This is a genomic window from Gulosibacter sediminis (assembly GCF_030011715.1).
Lineage (GTDB): Bacteria > Actinomycetota > Actinomycetes > Actinomycetales > Microbacteriaceae > Gulosibacter > Gulosibacter sediminis.
The window spans coordinates 1-16,779 of record NZ_JASCYH010000005.1; the positions used below are offsets into that span (position 1 = coordinate 1).

18 protein-coding genes are annotated in these 16,779 nt (G+C 68.6%); 13 read left to right on the plus strand and 5 right to left on the minus strand.

From position 1 onward, the window contains the following. Window positions 1-131 (minus strand): transposase (locus QM019_RS03235; protein WP_282851893.1); only part of this gene is annotated, 131 nt, incomplete at its 3' end. Window positions 132-623: 492 nt separating this feature from the next. Between QM019_RS03235 and QM019_RS03240 the strand changes: the two genes are divergently transcribed. The 4 genes from QM019_RS03240 (at window position 624) to QM019_RS03255 (ending at window position 4,914) form a co-directional block, all read left to right on the plus strand. Then, on the plus strand, window positions 624-1,166 hold the full coding sequence (locus tag QM019_RS03240) for a DinB family protein (protein WP_125106735.1): 543 nt from the start codon (window positions 624-626) through the stop codon (window positions 1,164-1,166). Between the two features lie 144 nt (window positions 1,167-1,310). After that, a complete protein-coding gene (locus QM019_RS03245) occupies window positions 1,311-2,381 on the plus strand; it encodes a thiamine pyrophosphate-dependent enzyme (protein WP_282851844.1) in 1,071 nt (356 codons plus the stop codon). Further along, entirely contained in the window at window positions 2,378-3,427 is a 1,050-nt protein-coding gene (locus QM019_RS03250; RefSeq protein WP_125106737.1) for an alpha-ketoacid dehydrogenase subunit beta, read from the plus strand. Before QM019_RS03245 ends, QM019_RS03250 begins: the two co-directional genes overlap by 4 nt. 2 nt (window positions 3,428-3,429) lie before the next feature. Continuing rightward, the gene (locus QM019_RS03255) at window positions 3,430-4,914 is read left to right on the plus strand and encodes a dihydrolipoamide acetyltransferase family protein (RefSeq protein WP_282851845.1); all 1,485 of its coding nucleotides are present in this window, start codon (window positions 3,430-3,432) and stop codon (window positions 4,912-4,914) included. Here QM019_RS03255 and QM019_RS03260 read toward each other — a convergent pair. Both QM019_RS03260 and QM019_RS03265 read right to left on the minus strand, forming a co-directional pair. Next, window positions 4,859-5,674 (minus strand): acyltransferase family protein, encoded by an 816-nt coding sequence (locus QM019_RS03260; protein ID WP_282851846.1) that lies wholly within the window; start codon window positions 5,672-5,674, stop codon window positions 4,859-4,861. The genes QM019_RS03255 and QM019_RS03260 overlap by 56 nt on opposite strands. Beyond that, complete coding sequence (locus QM019_RS03265) at window positions 5,604-5,936, minus strand: acyltransferase family protein (RefSeq protein WP_282851847.1); 333 nt, start codon at window positions 5,934-5,936, stop codon at window positions 5,604-5,606. Before QM019_RS03265 ends, QM019_RS03260 begins: the two co-directional genes overlap by 71 nt. A 198-nt stretch (window positions 5,937-6,134) precedes the next feature. Here QM019_RS03265 and QM019_RS03270 point away from each other — a divergent pair, with 198 nt between their 5' ends. Beyond that, window positions 6,135-6,860, plus strand: a complete 726-nt coding sequence (locus tag QM019_RS03270) for a DUF1345 domain-containing protein (protein WP_282851848.1) — start codon at window positions 6,135-6,137, stop codon at window positions 6,858-6,860. Between the two features lie 162 nt (window positions 6,861-7,022). Further along, window positions 7,023-7,820 carry an aquaporin Z gene (gene aqpZ, locus QM019_RS03275; RefSeq protein WP_428831952.1) on the plus strand — a complete coding sequence of 266 codons (798 nt, stop codon included), beginning with the start codon at window positions 7,023-7,025 and terminating at the stop codon, window positions 7,818-7,820. A gap of 78 nt (window positions 7,821-7,898) precedes the next feature. On the opposite strand, the gene aspS is transcribed toward aqpZ, so the two are convergent. Further along, entirely contained in the window at window positions 7,899-9,209 is a 1,311-nt protein-coding gene (gene aspS, locus QM019_RS03280; protein WP_193128298.1) for an aspartate--tRNA(Asn) ligase, read from the minus strand. Window positions 9,210-9,387: 178 nt separating this feature from the next. On the opposite strand from aspS, the gene QM019_RS03285 reads away from it, so the two are divergent. The 5 genes from QM019_RS03285 to ccsB all read left to right on the plus strand — a co-directional run bounded on the left by QM019_RS03285 (window position 9,388) and on the right by ccsB (window position 14,254). Next, a complete protein-coding gene (locus tag QM019_RS03285) occupies window positions 9,388-10,035 on the plus strand; it encodes a histidine phosphatase family protein (RefSeq protein WP_282826114.1) in 648 nt (215 codons plus the stop codon). Between the two features lie 17 nt (window positions 10,036-10,052). Beyond that, complete coding sequence (locus QM019_RS03290; RefSeq protein ID WP_125106743.1) at window positions 10,053-10,625, plus strand: TlpA family protein disulfide reductase; 573 nt, start codon at window positions 10,053-10,055, stop codon at window positions 10,623-10,625. Between the two features lie 3 nt (window positions 10,626-10,628). Further along, the gene (locus QM019_RS03295; RefSeq protein WP_282826110.1) at window positions 10,629-11,438 is read left to right on the plus strand and encodes a cytochrome c biogenesis CcdA family protein; all 810 of its coding nucleotides are present in this window, start codon (window positions 10,629-10,631) and stop codon (window positions 11,436-11,438) included. Continuing rightward, on the plus strand, window positions 11,422-13,116 hold the full coding sequence (resB, locus tag QM019_RS03300; RefSeq protein WP_282851849.1) for a cytochrome c biogenesis protein ResB: 1,695 nt from the start codon (window positions 11,422-11,424) through the stop codon (window positions 13,114-13,116). Before QM019_RS03295 ends, resB begins: the two co-directional genes overlap by 17 nt. Window positions 13,117-13,180: 64 nt before the next feature. Beyond that, the gene (ccsB, locus tag QM019_RS03305; RefSeq protein WP_125106746.1) at window positions 13,181-14,254 is read left to right on the plus strand and encodes a c-type cytochrome biogenesis protein CcsB; all 1,074 of its coding nucleotides are present in this window, start codon (window positions 13,181-13,183) and stop codon (window positions 14,252-14,254) included. Window positions 14,255-14,266: 12 nt separating this feature from the next. Here the strand turns inward: ccsB and QM019_RS03310 are convergent, their stop codons facing one another. Beyond that, a complete protein-coding gene (locus QM019_RS03310) occupies window positions 14,267-15,289 on the minus strand; it encodes an o-succinylbenzoate synthase (RefSeq protein WP_125106747.1) in 1,023 nt (340 codons plus the stop codon). Between the two features lie 105 nt (window positions 15,290-15,394). On the opposite strand from QM019_RS03310, the gene QM019_RS03315 reads away from it, so the two are divergent. Beyond that, window positions 15,395-15,838: a hypothetical protein gene (locus QM019_RS03315; RefSeq protein ID WP_125106748.1), complete on the plus strand. Its 444-nt coding sequence runs from the start codon at window positions 15,395-15,397 to the stop codon at window positions 15,836-15,838. A 27-nt stretch (window positions 15,839-15,865) separates the two neighbouring features. Further along, complete coding sequence (locus QM019_RS03320) at window positions 15,866-16,777, plus strand: 1,4-dihydroxy-2-naphthoyl-CoA synthase (RefSeq protein ID WP_193128295.1); 912 nt, start codon at window positions 15,866-15,868, stop codon at window positions 16,775-16,777. Window positions 16,778-16,779 lie beyond the last annotated feature (2 nt).

A 16,779-nucleotide genomic window follows, 5' to 3' on the forward strand; every position in this document is an offset into this window, starting at 1 on the left:
GCATCACGCACCCAGGTCTGCAGCGCGGTCTTCGAGATCCCGAGATCCTTGCACACCACCTTCTGCGCGATGCCGGACTCCACAAGCGCGACAGCATCCCGCTTGAACTCGTCCGTGTACTTGATCGACATGACTGCCATCCTTCCAGCGCAACCCTCTCAGGATTACGCGGTCAAGGACTCAACCAAACCTTCAGCAGACCCAGCGGCAGTTTGTTCGGAGCCGGGTGGATCTGTTCGTTGTTGTCTTGTAGACGCGTGAGCGGGCCAAAACGTGAGCCCTGGTTGCGATCTTTTTGCTGGGAGTTTCCTTACCGCGACGATGTGGTCGAGGAGCGAGTCGGCAACGGTTTCTGGGGGAGTGGGATTACTTCATCACGAGCCACCGACAAAGCTGCGGGGCGGTGAGAGAAGAGGGATCGGCAACGGATTCTGGGGGAGTGGAACTACCTCACCACGAGCCTCCGACATTTTTCGGCGCCGGTACGCAGCGTTGTCTGGCGCTCGGAATGACTTCACCACGAGCCAACGACTTTGCTCCGGGCCGAGATGCGGGCGGCTGATGGCGGACTTCGGCCCGGCACACACCACACCCACCCACCCCACCGTGCCAAACTCACCCGCATGACGATCGACGACCACGGACGCACCGAACCTCCCTTCACCGGCGACGAATACGAGACCCTGATCGGCTTCCTGGGCTTCCAGCGCGACACGCTCGAGTGGAAGACACGATCGCTCACCGACGAGCAGCTCCGCCAGACGCTCCCGCCGAGCACGATGTCGCTCGGCGGCATGCTCGCGCACCTCGCCTACGTCGAAGACAACTGGCTCGCCCAGCACGTCGGCGGCAGTTCCAACGAGCCCTGGGCGAGCACCGACTGGCAGGCCGACTACGACGCCGACTGGCACCTCGTGAGCACGACGTCGGGCGACGAGCTTCGCGAACTCTGGCGGGCATCCGTCGACGCATCGTGCGCGGTCATCAACCACGTGACGGGCGAGCGCGGCCGCGTCGCCGCGCTCGACTCGAGCTATGAGATCTGGAAAGGCGAGGATCCAGTCTCGCTGCGCTGGATCCTCGTGCACCTTATCGAGGAGTACGCCCGCCACAACGGCCACGCCGACCTGCTGCGCGAGTCGATCGACGGCGAAACCGGCGAGTAACCCGACTAAAGTCACCCAGACAAACGGCCCCCAAACACGCCAAAACACCAGACAAACGGCGAAACTTCACGGACGATTGGGCAAGGCGACCACGCCTCCTTCCCAGGCCTCGTGCGGCCCGGCGGCCCGGCGCATCCTGGAGCCATGCGAGACAACGACGTCGCGTCGCTGCTTCCCAGCGACTCACCCATTCAGCTGCTCAACGCGGCTGGCGAACCCGTCGAGGGCGCGTACGAGCTGCCCGACCGCGACACGCTCGTCGAGGCCTACCGACGCATGGTCATCGCCCGCCGCTGGGAGGCGCAGGTCACCGCGCTCACCCGCCAGGGTCGCCTCGCGACCTACCCATCCGCCTACGGCCAGGAGGCCGGCGAGGTCGGCAGCGTGCTCGGCCTCGAAGACCGCGACTGGCTCTTCCCGACCTATCGCGAGTCGTCGGCGCTGCTCGCCCGCGGGATGCACCCGCGCGAGATCCTCGCGTTCTTCCGCGGCGACTGGCACGTCGCCTACGACCCGTATGAGTGGCGCGCCTCGTCGCTTTCGACCCCGTTGGCGACCCAGTCGCTGCACGCCGTCGGCTTCGCGCACGGCGAGCACCTGCAGGGCCGCGACACTGTCGCCCTCGCCTACCTCGGCGATGGCTCGACGAGCGAGGGTGACGCCCACGAGGCGATGAACTTCGCCGCGACCTGGCAAACCGCCACCATCTTCTTCGTGCAGAACAATCAGTACGCCATCTCGGTGCCGCTGAAGCACCAGACCCGCTCGCGCTCGATCGCCGACCGCGGCGCCGGCCTCGGCATGCCGGGCGTCAGCGTCGACGGCAACGACGTCGCGGCCGTCATCGCGGTCGTGCGCGAGGCCGCCGAGCGGGCCCGCGCCGGCCAGGGCCCCACGCTCATCGAGGCGCGCACGTACCGCCTCGAGGCGCACACGAACTCCGACGACCCGAGCCGCTACCGCGAGTCGGCCGAGGCGGATGCGTGGCGCGAGCAGGATGCGATCGAGCGGCTCGAGCGCTACCTCGCGGCCACGGGCGAGCTGCCCGAGGTGCCCGAGGCCGAGGAAATCGCACAGCTCACCCGCGACGTCATGAACGAGGACGTCACGGTCGACCCGCTCGAACTGTTCGAGCACGTCTATGCGGAGCCGCGCGCGGCGTTGCGCGAGCAGCGCGATGCGCTGGCGGCCGAGCTCGCAACGAGGGAGGCATGACCATGATCGACACCGGTTACGAAACCGCCGCCGCGGCCGAGCCCGAGGAGCGCGACGTGCCCACCGCATCCGCGCCCGAGACCCTGAGCATCGCCGCCGCCCTCACCGCGGCGCTCGACGACGCGCTCGCCGCCGACGACCGGGTCGTCGTCTACGGCGAAGACGTCGGCCCGCTCGGTGGCGTCTTCCGCGTCACCGACGGCCTCGCCGCAAAGTGGGGCCCGCAGCGCGTGTGGGACTCGCCGCTCGCCGAGTCGGGCATCGTCGGCACCGCGATCGGCATGGCGATGGCGGGCATGCGCCCCGTCGTCGAGATGCAGTTCGACGCGTTCAGCTACCCGGCACTCGAGCAGGTCTTCTCGCACGTCGCGAAGATGCGTAACCGCACGCGCGGTCGGGTCGAGCTGCCGCTCGTTATCCGCATCCCCTACGGCGGCGGCATCGGCGGCGTCGAGCACCACTCCGACTCGTCGGAGGCCTACTGGGCCCACACCCCGGGCCTCACGGTGCTCACGCCTTCGAACGCGCACGACGCCTACCACCAGCTGCGCCACGCGATCGACTCGCAAGATCCGGTGATCGTCTTCGAACCGAAGCGCCGCTACTGGACCCGCGGCGAGGTGCGCCGCGACGAGCCCGGCACCGACTGGAACCGCGCCCGCGTGCTGCGCGAGGGCGACGACGTCGTGCTGCTCAGCTACGGCCCGACCGTCGAGGTCGCCCTGCGTGCAGCCGAGCTCGGCGCCGAGGAGGGGCTCAGCGTCGAGGTCATCGACCTGCGCTCGCTCTCGCCATTCGACGACGAGACGGTGTCGGCCTCGGTGCGCAAGTGCTCGCGCGCTGCGGTGATTCACGAGGCCGCCCAGTTTGGCGGCTACGGCGCCGAGGTCGCTGCCCGCGTCATGCAACGCAATTTCCACTGGCTCGACGCCCCCGTGCTGCGCGTCACCGGCTTCGACATTCCCTACCCCTCGCCGAAGCTCGAGGAGTTCTACCTGCCCACCGCCGAGCGCGTGCTCGCCGCACTTGACACCTGGGAGTGGTGATCATGAACCGCGAATTCATCCTGCCCGACCTCGGCGAGGGCCTCGTCGAGGCGACGATCGTCGACTGGAAGGTCGCCGTCGGCGACGAGGTGCACATCGACCAGCTCGTCGTTGAGGTCGAGTCGGCCAAGTCGATCGTAGAACTGCCCGTGCCCTACGCCGGCACCGTCGTGTCGCTCGGCGGCGCGGTCGGCGACACGCTCAACGCCGGCCAGGTGCTGCTGACGGTCGGTGTCGGCGCGGATGCGCAGCTCGAGTCGGATGTGCCGGCTCCCGCCCCAGCGCAGGCCACCGAACCCGCCGAGCGCGCCGACGGCACCGGCGTCAACGCAGGCTCGGGTGCCGTGCTCATCGGTTACGGCACGAACGACAGCGAGGCGCGGCTGAAGCGCCCCGAGGGCGGCCGCTTCAAGCGCCGCAGCAAGTGCGCCGAACCCGTGGCCGAGAGCTACGAGACCGGCGCGAGCACAGCATCCGCCGCGAACCCCGCGAACCACGCGACCGCCGCCGCGAGCCCGGCCACCGCATCCGCTCGCGTCGCGGCCGCACCTGCAGCATCTGCCGGCTCGGCAGCCACCGCCAACCCCGCAACCACCGGCCAGCTCGACGAGTCGCGCAACTCGCCCGTCATGTCGCCGCTCGTGCGCCGCGAGGCGAAGGAAGCCGGCTTCGACGCGCGGCACCTGCAGGGCACCGGCCCGAACGGCCTCGTGCTGCGCGACGACGTGCGCGCGGCCATCGCGCAGCTGCAGTCCGACGTGCCCGCGACCGCCGAGCTCGCCGCCCAGAATGCCGCCAACTTCGGCGACCGCCGGGTGCCACTCAGCGGCATGCGCGCCGTCACCGCGAAGCACATGGCCTCCTCGCACGCCGAGGTGCCAAAGGCGACGATCTGGCTCGACGTCGACGTGACGCCGCTCATCGAGCTGCGCCACAGCCTGCAACAGGCGACGGGCGAGAAGTTCAGCATCACGACGCTCATCGCGCGCCTCGTCGTCGCGGGCCTACGCAAGCATCCGCGCCTCAACTCGAGCTTCGACGGCGACGCCGTCATCGAACACGGGCGCATCAACCTCGGCCTCGCGGCGCAGACCCCGCGCGGGCTCGTCGTGCCGGTCGTGCACCACACCGAGTCGATGAACCTGCGCCAGCTGCGGGATGCGGTGGGCGAGGTCGTCGCCGCGGCGGGCGAGGGCAAGTTCCCGCCCGAGCGCCTGCGCGGCGGCACCTTCACGCTGAATAACTACGGCGGCTTCGGCGTCGACGGCGCCTCGCCGATCATCAACCAGCCGGAGGCGGCGATGCTCGGCATCGGGCGCATCAAGGATCGCCCGTGGGCCTACCGCGGCGAGATCGCGCTGCGCAAGGTCGCGACCTTCAGCTTCGTCTTCGACCACCGTGTTTGCGACGGCGAGGCCGCGAGCCAGTTCCTCACCTTCGTGACTGACCGGATTGAGCAGCCAGAGCTGCTCTACGCCGACCTGTAGCGGCCACGGGTGATGCGAGCGGCGCGGGGCCCCGGCTTCGCGCCGCTTCGCTGTCTCCCGGGCGCGTCGGTACGAGCCGGCGCAGCCGAAGCGCCGGCGACTCGACGAAGGTCCATGACAGCCACGCGAGCGGCACGACGATCGTGAACGCGATCACCGCGGTCACCCATGGGCTCAGCCAGCCGAGCCCGAACAGCATGATCAGTTGCTGAATCGGGAACGCCCAGATGTACATGCCGTACGAGACGTCGACGCGGTGCGGCATGCGCAGCGGCAGCACCGCACCCGCCCAGAGCACGGCGAGCGCGAGCGGCAGCGGCGTGAGGTAGGTGCCCCAGCCCATCGTCGCGAGCGGGATGACCGCGGCCGCGCAGGCGATCGGCAGCCAGGGCTTCAGACTGATGCGCTCGCGGAAGACGTAGAGGAGCATCCCGGCGAGGAAGTAGCGGGCGAGGGGCAGTGCGACGCTCGCCGCGACGAACAACACCGGAATCACGAGGTGCAGGTGCCCGCGCACCCACTTGCTCAGAAACAGCACGCCGACTGCCAGGTACGCGGCGCCCTCGTACATGAGGGTCCAGAGCGAGCCGTTCCAGGTCGCCCGGTACGGCTCGAGCTCGAGGGTGCCATCGATCGTCGACTGATTCACCTCGAGCAGCGCGTTCTTCGTGACGTAGCTCACGGCGTCGTCAAAGTCGTAGTGCTGCATCGAGAGGATCGACGCGAGGGGCGCGAACACGAATGCGGTTACCAGCAGCACCGTCCACAGCCCCGGGGAAGATGCGCAGCGCGCGCCGCCAGAGGTACGGGCCGAGCGGCATGCGGGCGGCGGATGCGGTGACCAAGTAGCCGCTCAGCACGAAGAACGCGAACACCGCCCACTCGCCGAGGCCGCGGGTGGGATGCGAGCTGAAACCCGAAATGAGCCAGGTGTGGGAGACGATGACGACCGCGGCGAGGAGGAAGCGCAGGACGTCAAGGCCGTTTTCGCGGCTTGAAAGCCGATCACCCAGAGTTTGCATCGGCACGAGGTTACGTACCGATTCGCGGCCGCGCGTTGAGGCGCCGTTCAGGATTTCCGCGGGATCCGCAGCAAGTTGGGCCACAAGAAAATGCTGGGAACGGTGTGCCTGCGGCGCCGAACCCGCCCCACCGCATCCACTACCCTCGGGCACATGGGTCTGGGGCGGCGGAAGAATGACAGCGGCAGCAGTCAGGCGGTGCAACCGCGCTGGCTCGCGCGCGAGGACCACCGGCAGTGGATTGTCGGCGCCATCGGTATCTCGGTGCTCGTGCCGCTGCTGTTCCCCGGATTCAGCGACATCGACGAGGCAGCCACGTGGCTCGAGCGGCTCGAGCGCCTCGCGGTTCCGGTCATCTTCGCCTACGCCGTCATGCAGGCGACGAGTGTGCTCTCCTACGTGCCGCTGACGCTCTGGGCGTTCCGCGGGGTTGCGGGGGAGGACCTCGCCACGCTCGCGCGCTTCTCGTCACCGCGCAACGCAGACGAAGAGCGTCAACTGCGCTGGGCCGGCTTCGACGAGGTGTCAACCGCGATCGGCGCCGGCGGCATCTCGCTGATCTGCGTGATCGCGTTCATCCTCGTGCCGGGCGTGCGCGAGAGCCCGCTCGCGAGCTACGGCGCGCTCGTCGCGATGGTCGCCTCCTGGATGCTCATCGTCGTCGCGTTCGCGGTGCGGTACCTGCGCGACTGGGCGGCCGACGGCGGCGAGTTCATCGAATCGCGCGAGGCGCCGTCGTTCGTGGACTTTCTGCTCGTGTCGCTGCAGGTGTCGACCGGCTACAACTTGGCGAAGGGCATGTTCGAGACCCGGCGCTCGCGCCGCAACGCGCTCACCCACAACGTGATCGCCTACGTCTTCAACACCGTCATCATTGCCCTCGTGATTTCGGTGGCGCTGCCGGCCGCCATGGCCTCGTCCTAAGCGGCAACCGCACGCCGCGCGAACCCGACCGCGCCGCCCGGCGAAAGATTGCGTCACCTCTCTATTCATGGGTGGCCCGTTCCACTAGCGTCAAAATTGCACGCCGCTCACGGTGAGTGCACCCAGCGCCACCGAGTTCGTGACACGACGAAGAAGGTCGCCATGGCCGCAGATCCCAAGTCCGACGCCCCAATCACCCCGACTGACCTCGACCACACACCCACCGCGCCGACCCTGATGGCGACGCTCTTCGCCGAGACAGCGGGCACCTTCCTGCTCGTGATCGGCCTCATCGGCACGGCGCTGTTCGCGGCGAACTTCGGCGCGAGCCCCGAGGGCACCTCGCTCGGTGTCGGCTTCGTCGGCGTCGCGCTCGCGGTCGGCATCACCGTCATCGCCGGCGCGTACGCGTTCGGCCCGATTTCGGGCGGGCACTTCAACCCCGCCGTGACGGTCGGCCTTGCCGCCGCCGGACGCTTCCCCTGGTCGGGTGTGCTCGGCTACGTCGTCGCGCAGATCGTCGGCGGCGTGCTCGCCACTGCGGTCCTCTTCGCCATTGGCTCGTTCGGACCTGAGGGCTGGCTCGCGTCGGCGCAGGAGGCCGGCTTCGCGTCGAACGGCTATGACTCCCTCTCGCCGGGCGGCTTCGGCCTCGGCGCCGTCATCATCATCGAGACCGTGTTCACGGCGCTGTTCCTCTACGTGATTCTCGGCGTCACCCACGAGACGCGCGGCACGAAGTTCGCAGGACTCGCGATCGGACTCACGCTGACCCTTATCCACCTCGTGACCATCCCGGTCTCGAACACCTCGGTCAACCCGGCGCGGTCCATCGCCACCGCGGTGTTCGGCGGCGCCGAGCCGCTCACGCAGCTCTGGGTGTTCCTCGTGTTCCCGACGCTCGGCGCGCTCATCGCCGGCTTCACCTTCAAGCCGCTCTTCGACCGGGCGCGCGCCTAGCCGAAACGACTCGACCCCCGCGCAAGAGCTGCACGGGGGTCGAGTCGTGGCGCCAAGCGGCGCCGAAGCGGATGCGCGTTACGGCGTGAGGCGGTTCGGGCCGCGGAAGAGGTAGGTCACTTCGCGCAGGTTCGCCTGGTGCAGCATGAGCATCATCATGCGGGCGAGGCCCATGCCGAAGCCGCCGTGCGGGGGCGCGCCGTAGCGGAAGAAGTCGAGGTAGAACGAGAGTTCCTCGGGCTCGAGGCCCTTCTCGCGGATCTGCTGCTCGAGCACGTCGATGCGGTGCTCGCGCTGCGCGCCCGTCGAGATCTCGACGCCGTTCCAGATGAGGTCGTACGACTTCGTCAGCGATGCGTCGTGCTCGTGCCGCATGTGGTAGAACGGGCGGATCGAAACGGGGTAGTCGGTGAGGAACACGAACTCGCTGCCGTGCTCTTCGAGCGCCCAGCGGCCGATCTCGCGCTCGCCCTCGGGATCCATGTCGAGGTCGCCGCGTTCGAACTTGTGGCCTCGCGACTGCACGATTTCGCGTGCCTCGAGCAGCGGGATGCGCGGGAACGCCACGTCGGGCACCTTCACATCGACGTCGAAGTGCTGCTTGATCGCGTCGCCGTGGCGCTCCGAGACTGCCTGCAGGGCGGTGCGCATGAGCTCCTCCTGCATGTTCATGACGTCGGCGTGCGAGTCGATCCACGAGATCTCGGCGTCTACGCCAGTGAACTCGGTCGCGTGGCGCGAGGTGAACGACGGGTCGGCACGGAACACGGGGCCGATCTCGAAGATCTTGCCGAAGCCAGCCGACTGCGCCATCTGCTTGAAGAACTGGGGCGACTGCGCGAGGTACGCGGGGCGGTCGAAGTAGTCGACCTTGAACAGCTCGGCGTTCGACTCCGACGCGCTCGCCATGAGCTTCGGCGTGAACACCTCGATGTAGTCGCGCTCGAACCAGTAGTCGCGCATCGCGTGCGTGAAGGTGGTCTGGGCGCGGAAGAGCGTGTTGTTGCGCGGCGTGCGCAGGTCGAGGAAGCGCCAGTCGAGGCGCTTGTCGATCGACGTGTCGTCGGCAATCGGCGTCTCGGGGTCGGCCTCCGACTCGACGATGATCTCGCCGACCTTCACCTCGAGGCCACCGAGCTTCACGCGCTCATCCTTCTTGAGTTCGCCGGTGACGGTGAGCATGGTGCCCTGCGCGAGCGACGAGATCGTGTCGCTGATCTGCTCGCGGCCCTCGCTGCGCGGGTTCACGAGCTGCAGGGCGCCGGTCTCGTCGCGAAGCACGACGAACTGCACCTTCTTCTGGTCGCGGACGGTGTCTACCCAGCCCTGAACCTTGACCGGTCCATCCTCGAGTCCGGCAAGTTCGGCAATCACGGTTCGTTGAGTCACCCCGCCATCCTAGTCGCCCGGCGCCGCGCGCACGTGCCTTCCCAGTGGCGACTCAGCCGCGGCTAGGCGCCGTCGGAGCGTATCCAGCCCAGCAGCTCGCGGTCGAGGCCGCGCCGATACTCGATCCATTCCTTCATGCGATCAGCCTACGCAGGCGCGTCTCGCTAGGCTTGCGACTATGCAGGAGCAGCGAATCCACCTGGTGCGGCACGGCGAGGTCGACAACCCCGAGGGCATTCTGTACGGGCGCTTGCCGAACTATCACCTGAGCGAGCGCGGCCATCGCATGGCGAAGCTCGCGGCCGACGATCTCGCGGCGCGCAACGTGCCGGCCGGGCGCCTCGTCGTCTCGCCGCTCGTGCGCACGCAGGAGTCGGCGGCGCCGGTCGCCAAGGCCCTCGGGCTCGAGCCGGTCATCGACGACCGCATTGTCGAGCCCTGGAACGTCTTCGAGGGCCAGCGACTGGGCGGCCCCGACGGTGCCTGGCGCAAGCCGAGCAACTGGCCGCACTTCGCCCTGCCGTGGGTGCCGAGCTGGGGCGAACCGTTCACCGAAATCGTCGCCCGCATGAAGGCCTCGCTGCTCGAGCACGCGGCCGCAGCGGAGGGCGAGGATGTTATCGTGGTGACACACCAATTGCCGATCTGGATGGTGCATCGGGCCGTGACCCACCGGCCACTCCCGCACAACCCGGCCAAGCGCCGTTGCGCCCTTTCGAGCATCACTGTGCTCGAATACCACCCGGCAACCGGCTTCATCGAAGCCGATTATCACGAACCGGCCGCCAGCGAACTCGCTGGGGCCACCGACCAGGGAGCTGTGTGAGCAGACGACACCGCCGAGTGACCGCAACCGCGCTCGGCCTCGCCGCGGCCCTCGCCCTCACCGGCTGCGCCAACGACGAGTTCGCGCAGCAGTACGCCGCAGATTCTGAGCAGGGCTACGTTTCGGGCGACGGCTCGTGGGAGATCTTCCCCGCCGACCAGCGCGCCGACCCCATCGCCTTCGAGGGCCAGACCGAGTCGGGCGACACCTTCTCGAGCGAGGACTACGCCGGCGAGGTCGTCGTGGTCAACTTCTGGTACGCGGCCTGCCCGCCGTGCCGCGCCGAAGCCGCCGACCTGCAGACCGTCAACGAGAACTACGAAGACGACGGCGTGCAGTTCGTCGGCGTCAACGTGTACGACCAGGCGTCAACCGCCCAGTCGTTCGCCGACGAGTTCGGCGTGACGTACCCGAGCATCCTCGACGTCGATGACGCGAGCGTGCGCCTCGCCTTCGCCGACAACGTGTCGCCGCAGGCGATCCCGTCGACCCTCGTGCTCGACCGCAACGGCTCGGTCGCCGCCGTGATTCGCGGCCTGGCTGACACCTCGGTGCTCAGCTCGATGATCGACGACGCGCTCGCCGAGTAGCTCGTGAACCCCGGCGAAGTCATCATCAGCGGGCAGCTCCTCGCGGCGCTGCCGATCGCGCTGCTCGCCGGGCTCATCTCGTTCGCTTCGCCCTGCGTGCTCCCCGTGATTCCCGGGTACATCGGCATGCTCGGCACGGTCTCCGATTCCAAGAAGTCCGACACGAACAAGCAGGATGCGCGCGAGTCGGTCGCGTCGGGCGGCACGGCCACCGCGGTGCGCGAGGCCGCGGCCCCGGCCCGCGGTCGCGTCGCGCTCGGCGCCCTGCTGTTCGTGCTCGGCTTCTCGGTGATTTACGTCGTCACCGGCGCATTCTTCGGCCAGCTCGGCGTCTGGTTCCTGCGCTACCAAGACCCGATCACGCGCATCCTCGGCATCGTCGTAATTCTCATGGGCCTCGTGTTCATGGGCATGGCGGGCCCCTGGCAGCGCACGATCAAGCTGAGCCGCGCCCCCGCCGGCCTCGTCGGTGCACCCCTGCTCGGCGCGATCTTCGCGCTCGGTTGGGCGCCGTGCATCGGCCCGACCCTCGTCGCGATCCAGTCGCTCTCGTTTGACTCGGCCTCGGCCGGTCGCGGCGCGCTGCTCGCCTTTGCCTACTGCCTCGGCCTCGGCCTCCCATTCGTGCTCGCCGCCGTGTTCTGGAGCTCGGCGACGGGCTGGATCGGTTGGCTCAAGCGGCACATTCGCACCATCAACCTCATTGGCGCCGCCCTGATCATCTTGATCGGCGTGCTCATGGTTGCTGGCGTGTGGCAGCTGTTCGTCTCCTACATCGCATCTATTCTTCCCGGATATGTCGCGCCCCTCTGATCACATCGACGCCGGCAGCGAGGGGTTCGAACCCAGCATTCGCGCGCCGAAGAAGCAGCCCGCAGGCACACCCCGCGGGCCCGGAGCGCGCGCCGTGACGGTGTTGCGCAACCTTTGGACCTGGCTCACGAGCATGCGCACGGCGATCATCCTGCTGTTGCTGCTCGCCATCGCGGCCGTGCCCGGTTCGCTCGTGCCACAGCGCTCGAGCGACCCGAACGGCGTCACCCAGTACTTTACGAACCACCCCGACACGGCGCCGACGCTCGACGAGTGGGGCATGTTCGACGTCTACTCGTCGTGGTGGTTCTCGGCAATATACCTGCTGCTGTTCGTGTCGCTCGTCGGCTGCATCCTGCCCCGGACCGTGCACCACTTCCGGTCCCTGCGCTCGAAGCCGCCCCGCACTCCGGCGCGGCTGCAGCGCCTCGATGCGTACGCGACACTGAAGCTCGACGCGCGCTGGACTGGCCGCGAGGGCGAGATCATCGCCGCGGCGCAGCGACTGCTCAAGTCGCGCCGCTACCGCACGACGCTCTACGAGACCCAGCCCCGGGGTAAGCGCGCCGGCACCCTGTCGGTGTCGGCCGAGCGCGGCTACCTGCGCGAGACGGGCAACCTCATTTTCCACGTCGGTATGCTCGGCGTGATCATCTCGGTCGGCGTGCTCTCGGGCTTCAACTGGCACGGCCAGCGCGTGCTCGTCGAGGGGCAGTCGTACGTCAACGGCCTCGTCAGCTACTCGTCGTTCACGCCCGGTCGCTTCTTCACGCCCTCGCAGATTCCCGGTTTCTCGGTCAAGCTCGACGATCTGCAGGTGACGTACGAGGACGAAAACCAGAACGCCATCGGTATTCCGACCGACTACACCGCGAACGTGACGGTGCAGCATCCGGGCCAGGAGGCGTACCAGGACGTCATCAAGGTGAACGAGCCGCTGCGCATGGACGGCACCGACACCTACCTGCTCGCGAACGGTTACGCGCCGACGGTCACGGTGCGCGACCCTGACGGCAACGAGGTGTTCCATGATTCGGTCGTCTTCATTCCGCAGGACTCGTTCCTCACCTCGACCGGCGTCGTGAAGATTCCGGATGGGCTGGCCGAGCAGGTCGGCATGGTCGGCTTCTTCTACCCGACGGCATCGCAGCTCGAGTCGGGCGCGTTCACGTCGACCAACCAGGACCTGCTCGACCCGATGCTCTCGCTCAACGTCTACGTTGGCGACCTCGGCCTCGACGACGGCGTGCCAACCTCGGTCTATCGCCTCGACACCGAGAACCTCACGCAGGTCGCGGGCGGCGACCACGGTGAGGCGATGCAGCTGCGCCCGGGCGAGACGGTCGAGCTGCCGAACGGCCTCGGCACCATCTCGCTCGACGCCGAGGTGCCTCGCTACGCGTCGTTCGACGTGCAACGCGACCACACGCGCGTGCCGGTGGCCGTGTTCGTGTTCCTCTCGATCGCCGGCCTCATCTCGTCGCTGCTCGTGCCGCGCCGCCGCATCTGGGTCAAGGTGCAGGCCACCGACGACGGCGTGCTCGTCGAATTCGCCGGCCTCGCGCGCGGGGAGGACCCGCAGCTTGCGCGGGCCGTGAATGAACTCGTAGACGCCTGCACACGCGAACTCGTATCCTTGAAGCACCCTGCCGCCGCCTCGTCGAGCGGCGAATCCTGACTCGGTTGCGCCCCGGCGCAACCAGAATGTCGGCGGATCCTCGCCGCTCGGAGCAACACCTCACATGATCGAATCCCTCATCAACTGGTCGGACATCGCGTACTACGTCGCCATGGGCGTCTATGCCTTGGCGTTCATCCTCTTCGCCCTCGACCTCTCGGGCCGCGGCTCGACCGAGGCGAAGCGCGCCGCGGCCGCCCGCAACTCGGGCTCGGCGCTCGGCGCAACCTCGCGCGAGCTCGTCGGCGCGACCGTGAGCCACGCGGATGCGAGCGGCGCGGGCATCGTGACCTCGAAGGCACCCGAGGCGAGCAGCTCAGGCGGCACCGCCGTGCGCGCGACCAGGGCTGGCGGCGGTGAAAGCTGGCGCGACCTGCGCGCGACGCGCTTCCTGCCCGCCGCGATGGTCGCGACCCTCGTCGGCTTCGCGGCGCACTTCACGTCGGCGCTCACCCTCGGCCTCGCGGCCGGACGCGTGCCGTGGTCGAACATGTACGAGTTCACGCTCACGGCGACGCTGCTCATCGTGCTCGTGTTCCTCGTCTCGCAGCTCTGGCAAGACCTCCGGTTCCTCGGCACCTTCATCACCGGCATGGTGACGCTGTTCCTCGGCATCGCAACCGTCGGCTTCCGCGTCGAGGTCATGCCGCTACAGCCGGCGCTACAGAGCTACTGGCTGGTCATTCACGTCTTCATCGCGTCACTTGCGACGGGCTTCCTCGCCCTCGGCTCTGGCCTTTCGGTGCTGCAGCTGCTGCAGCAGCGCCGCGAGGCCCGCGTGCGCGCCGGCGAGGCCGCGAAGCGTGGCCCGCTCTCGGCACTGCCGGGCTCGGAGCGCCTCGAGGACTTGGCCTTCCGCGTCAACGTTGTCGGCTTCATCTTCTGGACCTTCACGCTCGTCGCCGGCGCGATCTGGGCCGAGGCTGCGTGGGGCCGCTACTGGGGTTGGGACACCAAGGAGGTGTGGACCTTCATCATCTGGGTGGTCTACGCCGGCTACCTGCACGCGCGCAGCACGAAGGGCTGGCGCGGCACGCCGTCAGCCTGGCTCGCGATCGTGGGCTTCGCGACGGTGATGTTCAACTTCGGCATCGTCAACGTGTTCTTCAAAGGCCTGCACTCGTACTCGGGCCTGTAGGCCGCCGAGAAGTTACTTGGCCTCGAGCCGCGCGTAGCACTCGCGCATCCGCTCGAACCACCACGAACGCCGCTCCTTCGGGGCGGCGTTCGTGCGTAGCGCGGCTTCGTCGGGCACGACCGGGGCGAGCGAGATGCAGCCGCCGACGGGGCGCCGCGGCTCGCTCACCTCGTCGGCGAAGAGCGAGACCGTGCCGAGGCCCGCGGCGAATGCGGGCTCGGGCAACAGCGCCGCGAGCTGCGCGCCCATGACGATGCCCACCGAGGTGTCGAGGGCGCTCGACACGGTTGCGGTGAGACCGGATGCGCGCACGATCTCGGCCGCGCGGCTCACCCCGCCGAGCGGCTGGGCCTTGACGACGAGGTGGTCGGCGGCGCCCGAGCGGGCGACTTGGAGCGGGTCGCTCGCCTTGCGCACGAGCTCGTCGGCGGCGATGCGGATGCGTGCGGCCGGGCCGCCCGCGAGCGTCTCGCGCAGCGCGACGAGCTCGTCGATCGTGGCGACCGGCTGCTCGGCGTACTCAAACTCGAAGCCGGCGTCGGTGAGGGTGCGCAGCGCCGCCGCGGCCTCGGCCACCGACCAGCCAGCGTTCGCGTCGATGCGAAGCCTGGCATCCGGCGCGGCCTCGCGCACCGCCTCGAGCCGCGCAAGGTCGTCGGCGAGCGAGTGGCCGCGCTCGGCGACCTTGACCTTGACGACTTCGCAGCCGTCGTAGCGCGCGAGCACCTCGGCGACGCGTTCGGCGGCGACGGCCGGCACCGTCGCGTTGACGGGCACCGAGCCCGACCCTCGGCGCTCGAGGGTGGGCGAGAAGCCGTACTCGATTGCGGCCGCGAGCCAGGTCGCCGCCTCGGCGGGGCCGTACTCGAGGAACGGCGAGAACTCGCTCCACACGGGCTGCCCCGCGACCTCGGCGGTGCCCTCGATGAGCGCCGCCTCGCGGCGGGTCACGCCACGGAACTTCGTGTTCAACGGCAGCGACACGATGTGGGTGCGGGCGAGGAGCTCGTCGAGTGGCACGATCGGGGCAGGCATGTGCTCATCTTCGCGCGCCCGGCTGCGCCAGGTCGAATTAGCTGCCCGGCGAGCGCGCACTACACTAATCAGCAGTCACATCCCTACCAGCCCGAACGGAATCGAATGGCGATCGAGCAGAGCGTCGCTGGCGGCCCGCGCCGCAAGCGCGACCGCGACCCCTCGTACCGGCACGCCACCGTGGTGCCGCTGCCATGGGTCGACCAGATGCTCAACCCGCTCAGCTGGCGCGTCGGGCATTGGGCGATGTTTGGGGCCGTGCTGACGCTCGCCGCCGACATCATCACGGGCCTCTACCTCTTCAACTTCTTCGGCATCGGCCGACAGTTCGAGCTGCAGATGTGGCTGCTCATCGCGGGCACGCTCGGCTTCGTGTCGATCACCGCATCGCTCTACGCGATCTTCTTCAAGTCGGGCCGCGCGACCGGCATCTTCGCGTTCATCTGCAGCTTCATCGTCGGCGCGGCGCCCGCCTGGCTCGTGCTCAACACGATCCTGCAGTTCATCATCAACGGGGGCACCCTGCCCGACGCCCCCATCAACTGGTAGCTCGCGGCGGACGACTACGGTGGTTATATGACTACCGAGCAGGTTTCTGACGTCTTCGACCCGTCGCGCTGGCAGCGGGTGTCGCAGTTCGATTTCACCGACATCACGTACCACCTCGACACGACCGGCCGCATCGCGCGCGTCGCGATCGACCGCCCCGAGGTGCGCAACGCGTTTCGCCCGAAGACCGTCGACGAGCTCTACACCGCGCTCGACGACGCCCGCCAGAACCCGCGCGTCGGCGTCGTGCTGCTCACCGGCAACGGCCCGAGCCCAAAGGACGGCGGCTATGCGTTCTGCTCGGGTGGCGACCAGCGCATCCGCGGCCGTGACGGCTACCAGTACGCCGAGGGCGACACCGCCGACTCGGTCGACAAGGCGCGCGCGGGTCGCCTGCACATCCTCGAGGTACAGCGCCTCATTCGCTTCATGCCGAAGGTCGTCATCTCGGTCGTCAACGGCTGGGCGGCCGGCGGCGGGCACTCGCTCTACGTCGTCACCGACCTCACGATCGCGTCGCGCGAGCACGCCATGTTCAAGCAGACCGACGCCAACGTCGGCTCGTTCGACGCGGGTTACGGCTCGGCCTACTTCGCGAAGCAGGTCGGCCAGAAGTTCGCTCGCGAGGCGTTCTTCCTCGCCGAGGAATACGACGCGCAGCGCGGCTACGAGGTCGGCGCCGTGAACCGTGTCGTGCCCCACGCCGAGCTCGAGACCGAGGCCCTGAGCATGGCCGAGACGATTCTCACGAAGTCGCCCACGGCCATCCGCATGCTCAAGTACGCGATGAATCTGCAGGACGACGGGCTTGTGGGCCAGCAGCTCTTCGCCGGCGAGGCGACCCGCCTCGGGTACATGACCGACGAGGCGGTCGAGGGCCGCGACGCGTTCCTGCACAAGCGCGACCCCGACTGGGCGCCGTACCCCTGGTACTACTAATG

Coding starts and splice junctions, on each gene's coding strand:
- QM019_RS03240 (WP_125106735.1), top strand. CDS start 624: ATGACGATCGACGACCACGGACGCACCGAACCTCCCTTCACCGGCGAC.
- QM019_RS03245 (WP_282851844.1), top strand. CDS start 1,311: ATGCGAGACAACGACGTCGCGTCGCTGCTTCCCAGCGACTCACCCATT.
- QM019_RS03250 (WP_125106737.1), top strand. CDS start 2,378: ATGACCATGATCGACACCGGTTACGAAACCGCCGCCGCGGCCGAGCCC.
- QM019_RS03255 (WP_282851845.1), top strand. CDS start 3,430: ATGAACCGCGAATTCATCCTGCCCGACCTCGGCGAGGGCCTCGTCGAG.
- QM019_RS03265 (WP_282851847.1), bottom strand. CDS start 5,936: ATGCAAACTCTGGGTGATCGGCTTTCAAGCCGCGAAAACGGCCTTGAC.
- aqpZ (WP_428831952.1), top strand. CDS start 7,023: ATGGCCGCAGATCCCAAGTCCGACGCCCCAATCACCCCGACTGACCTC.
- QM019_RS03285 (WP_282826114.1), top strand. CDS start 9,388: ATGCAGGAGCAGCGAATCCACCTGGTGCGGCACGGCGAGGTCGACAAC.
- resB (WP_282851849.1), top strand. CDS start 11,422: ATGTCGCGCCCCTCTGATCACATCGACGCCGGCAGCGAGGGGTTCGAA.
- ccsB (WP_125106746.1), top strand. CDS start 13,181: ATGATCGAATCCCTCATCAACTGGTCGGACATCGCGTACTACGTCGCC.
- QM019_RS03310 (WP_125106747.1), bottom strand. CDS start 15,289: ATGCCTGCCCCGATCGTGCCACTCGACGAGCTCCTCGCCCGCACCCAC.
- QM019_RS03315 (WP_125106748.1), top strand. CDS start 15,395: ATGGCGATCGAGCAGAGCGTCGCTGGCGGCCCGCGCCGCAAGCGCGAC.
- QM019_RS03320 (WP_193128295.1), top strand. CDS start 15,866: ATGACTACCGAGCAGGTTTCTGACGTCTTCGACCCGTCGCGCTGGCAG.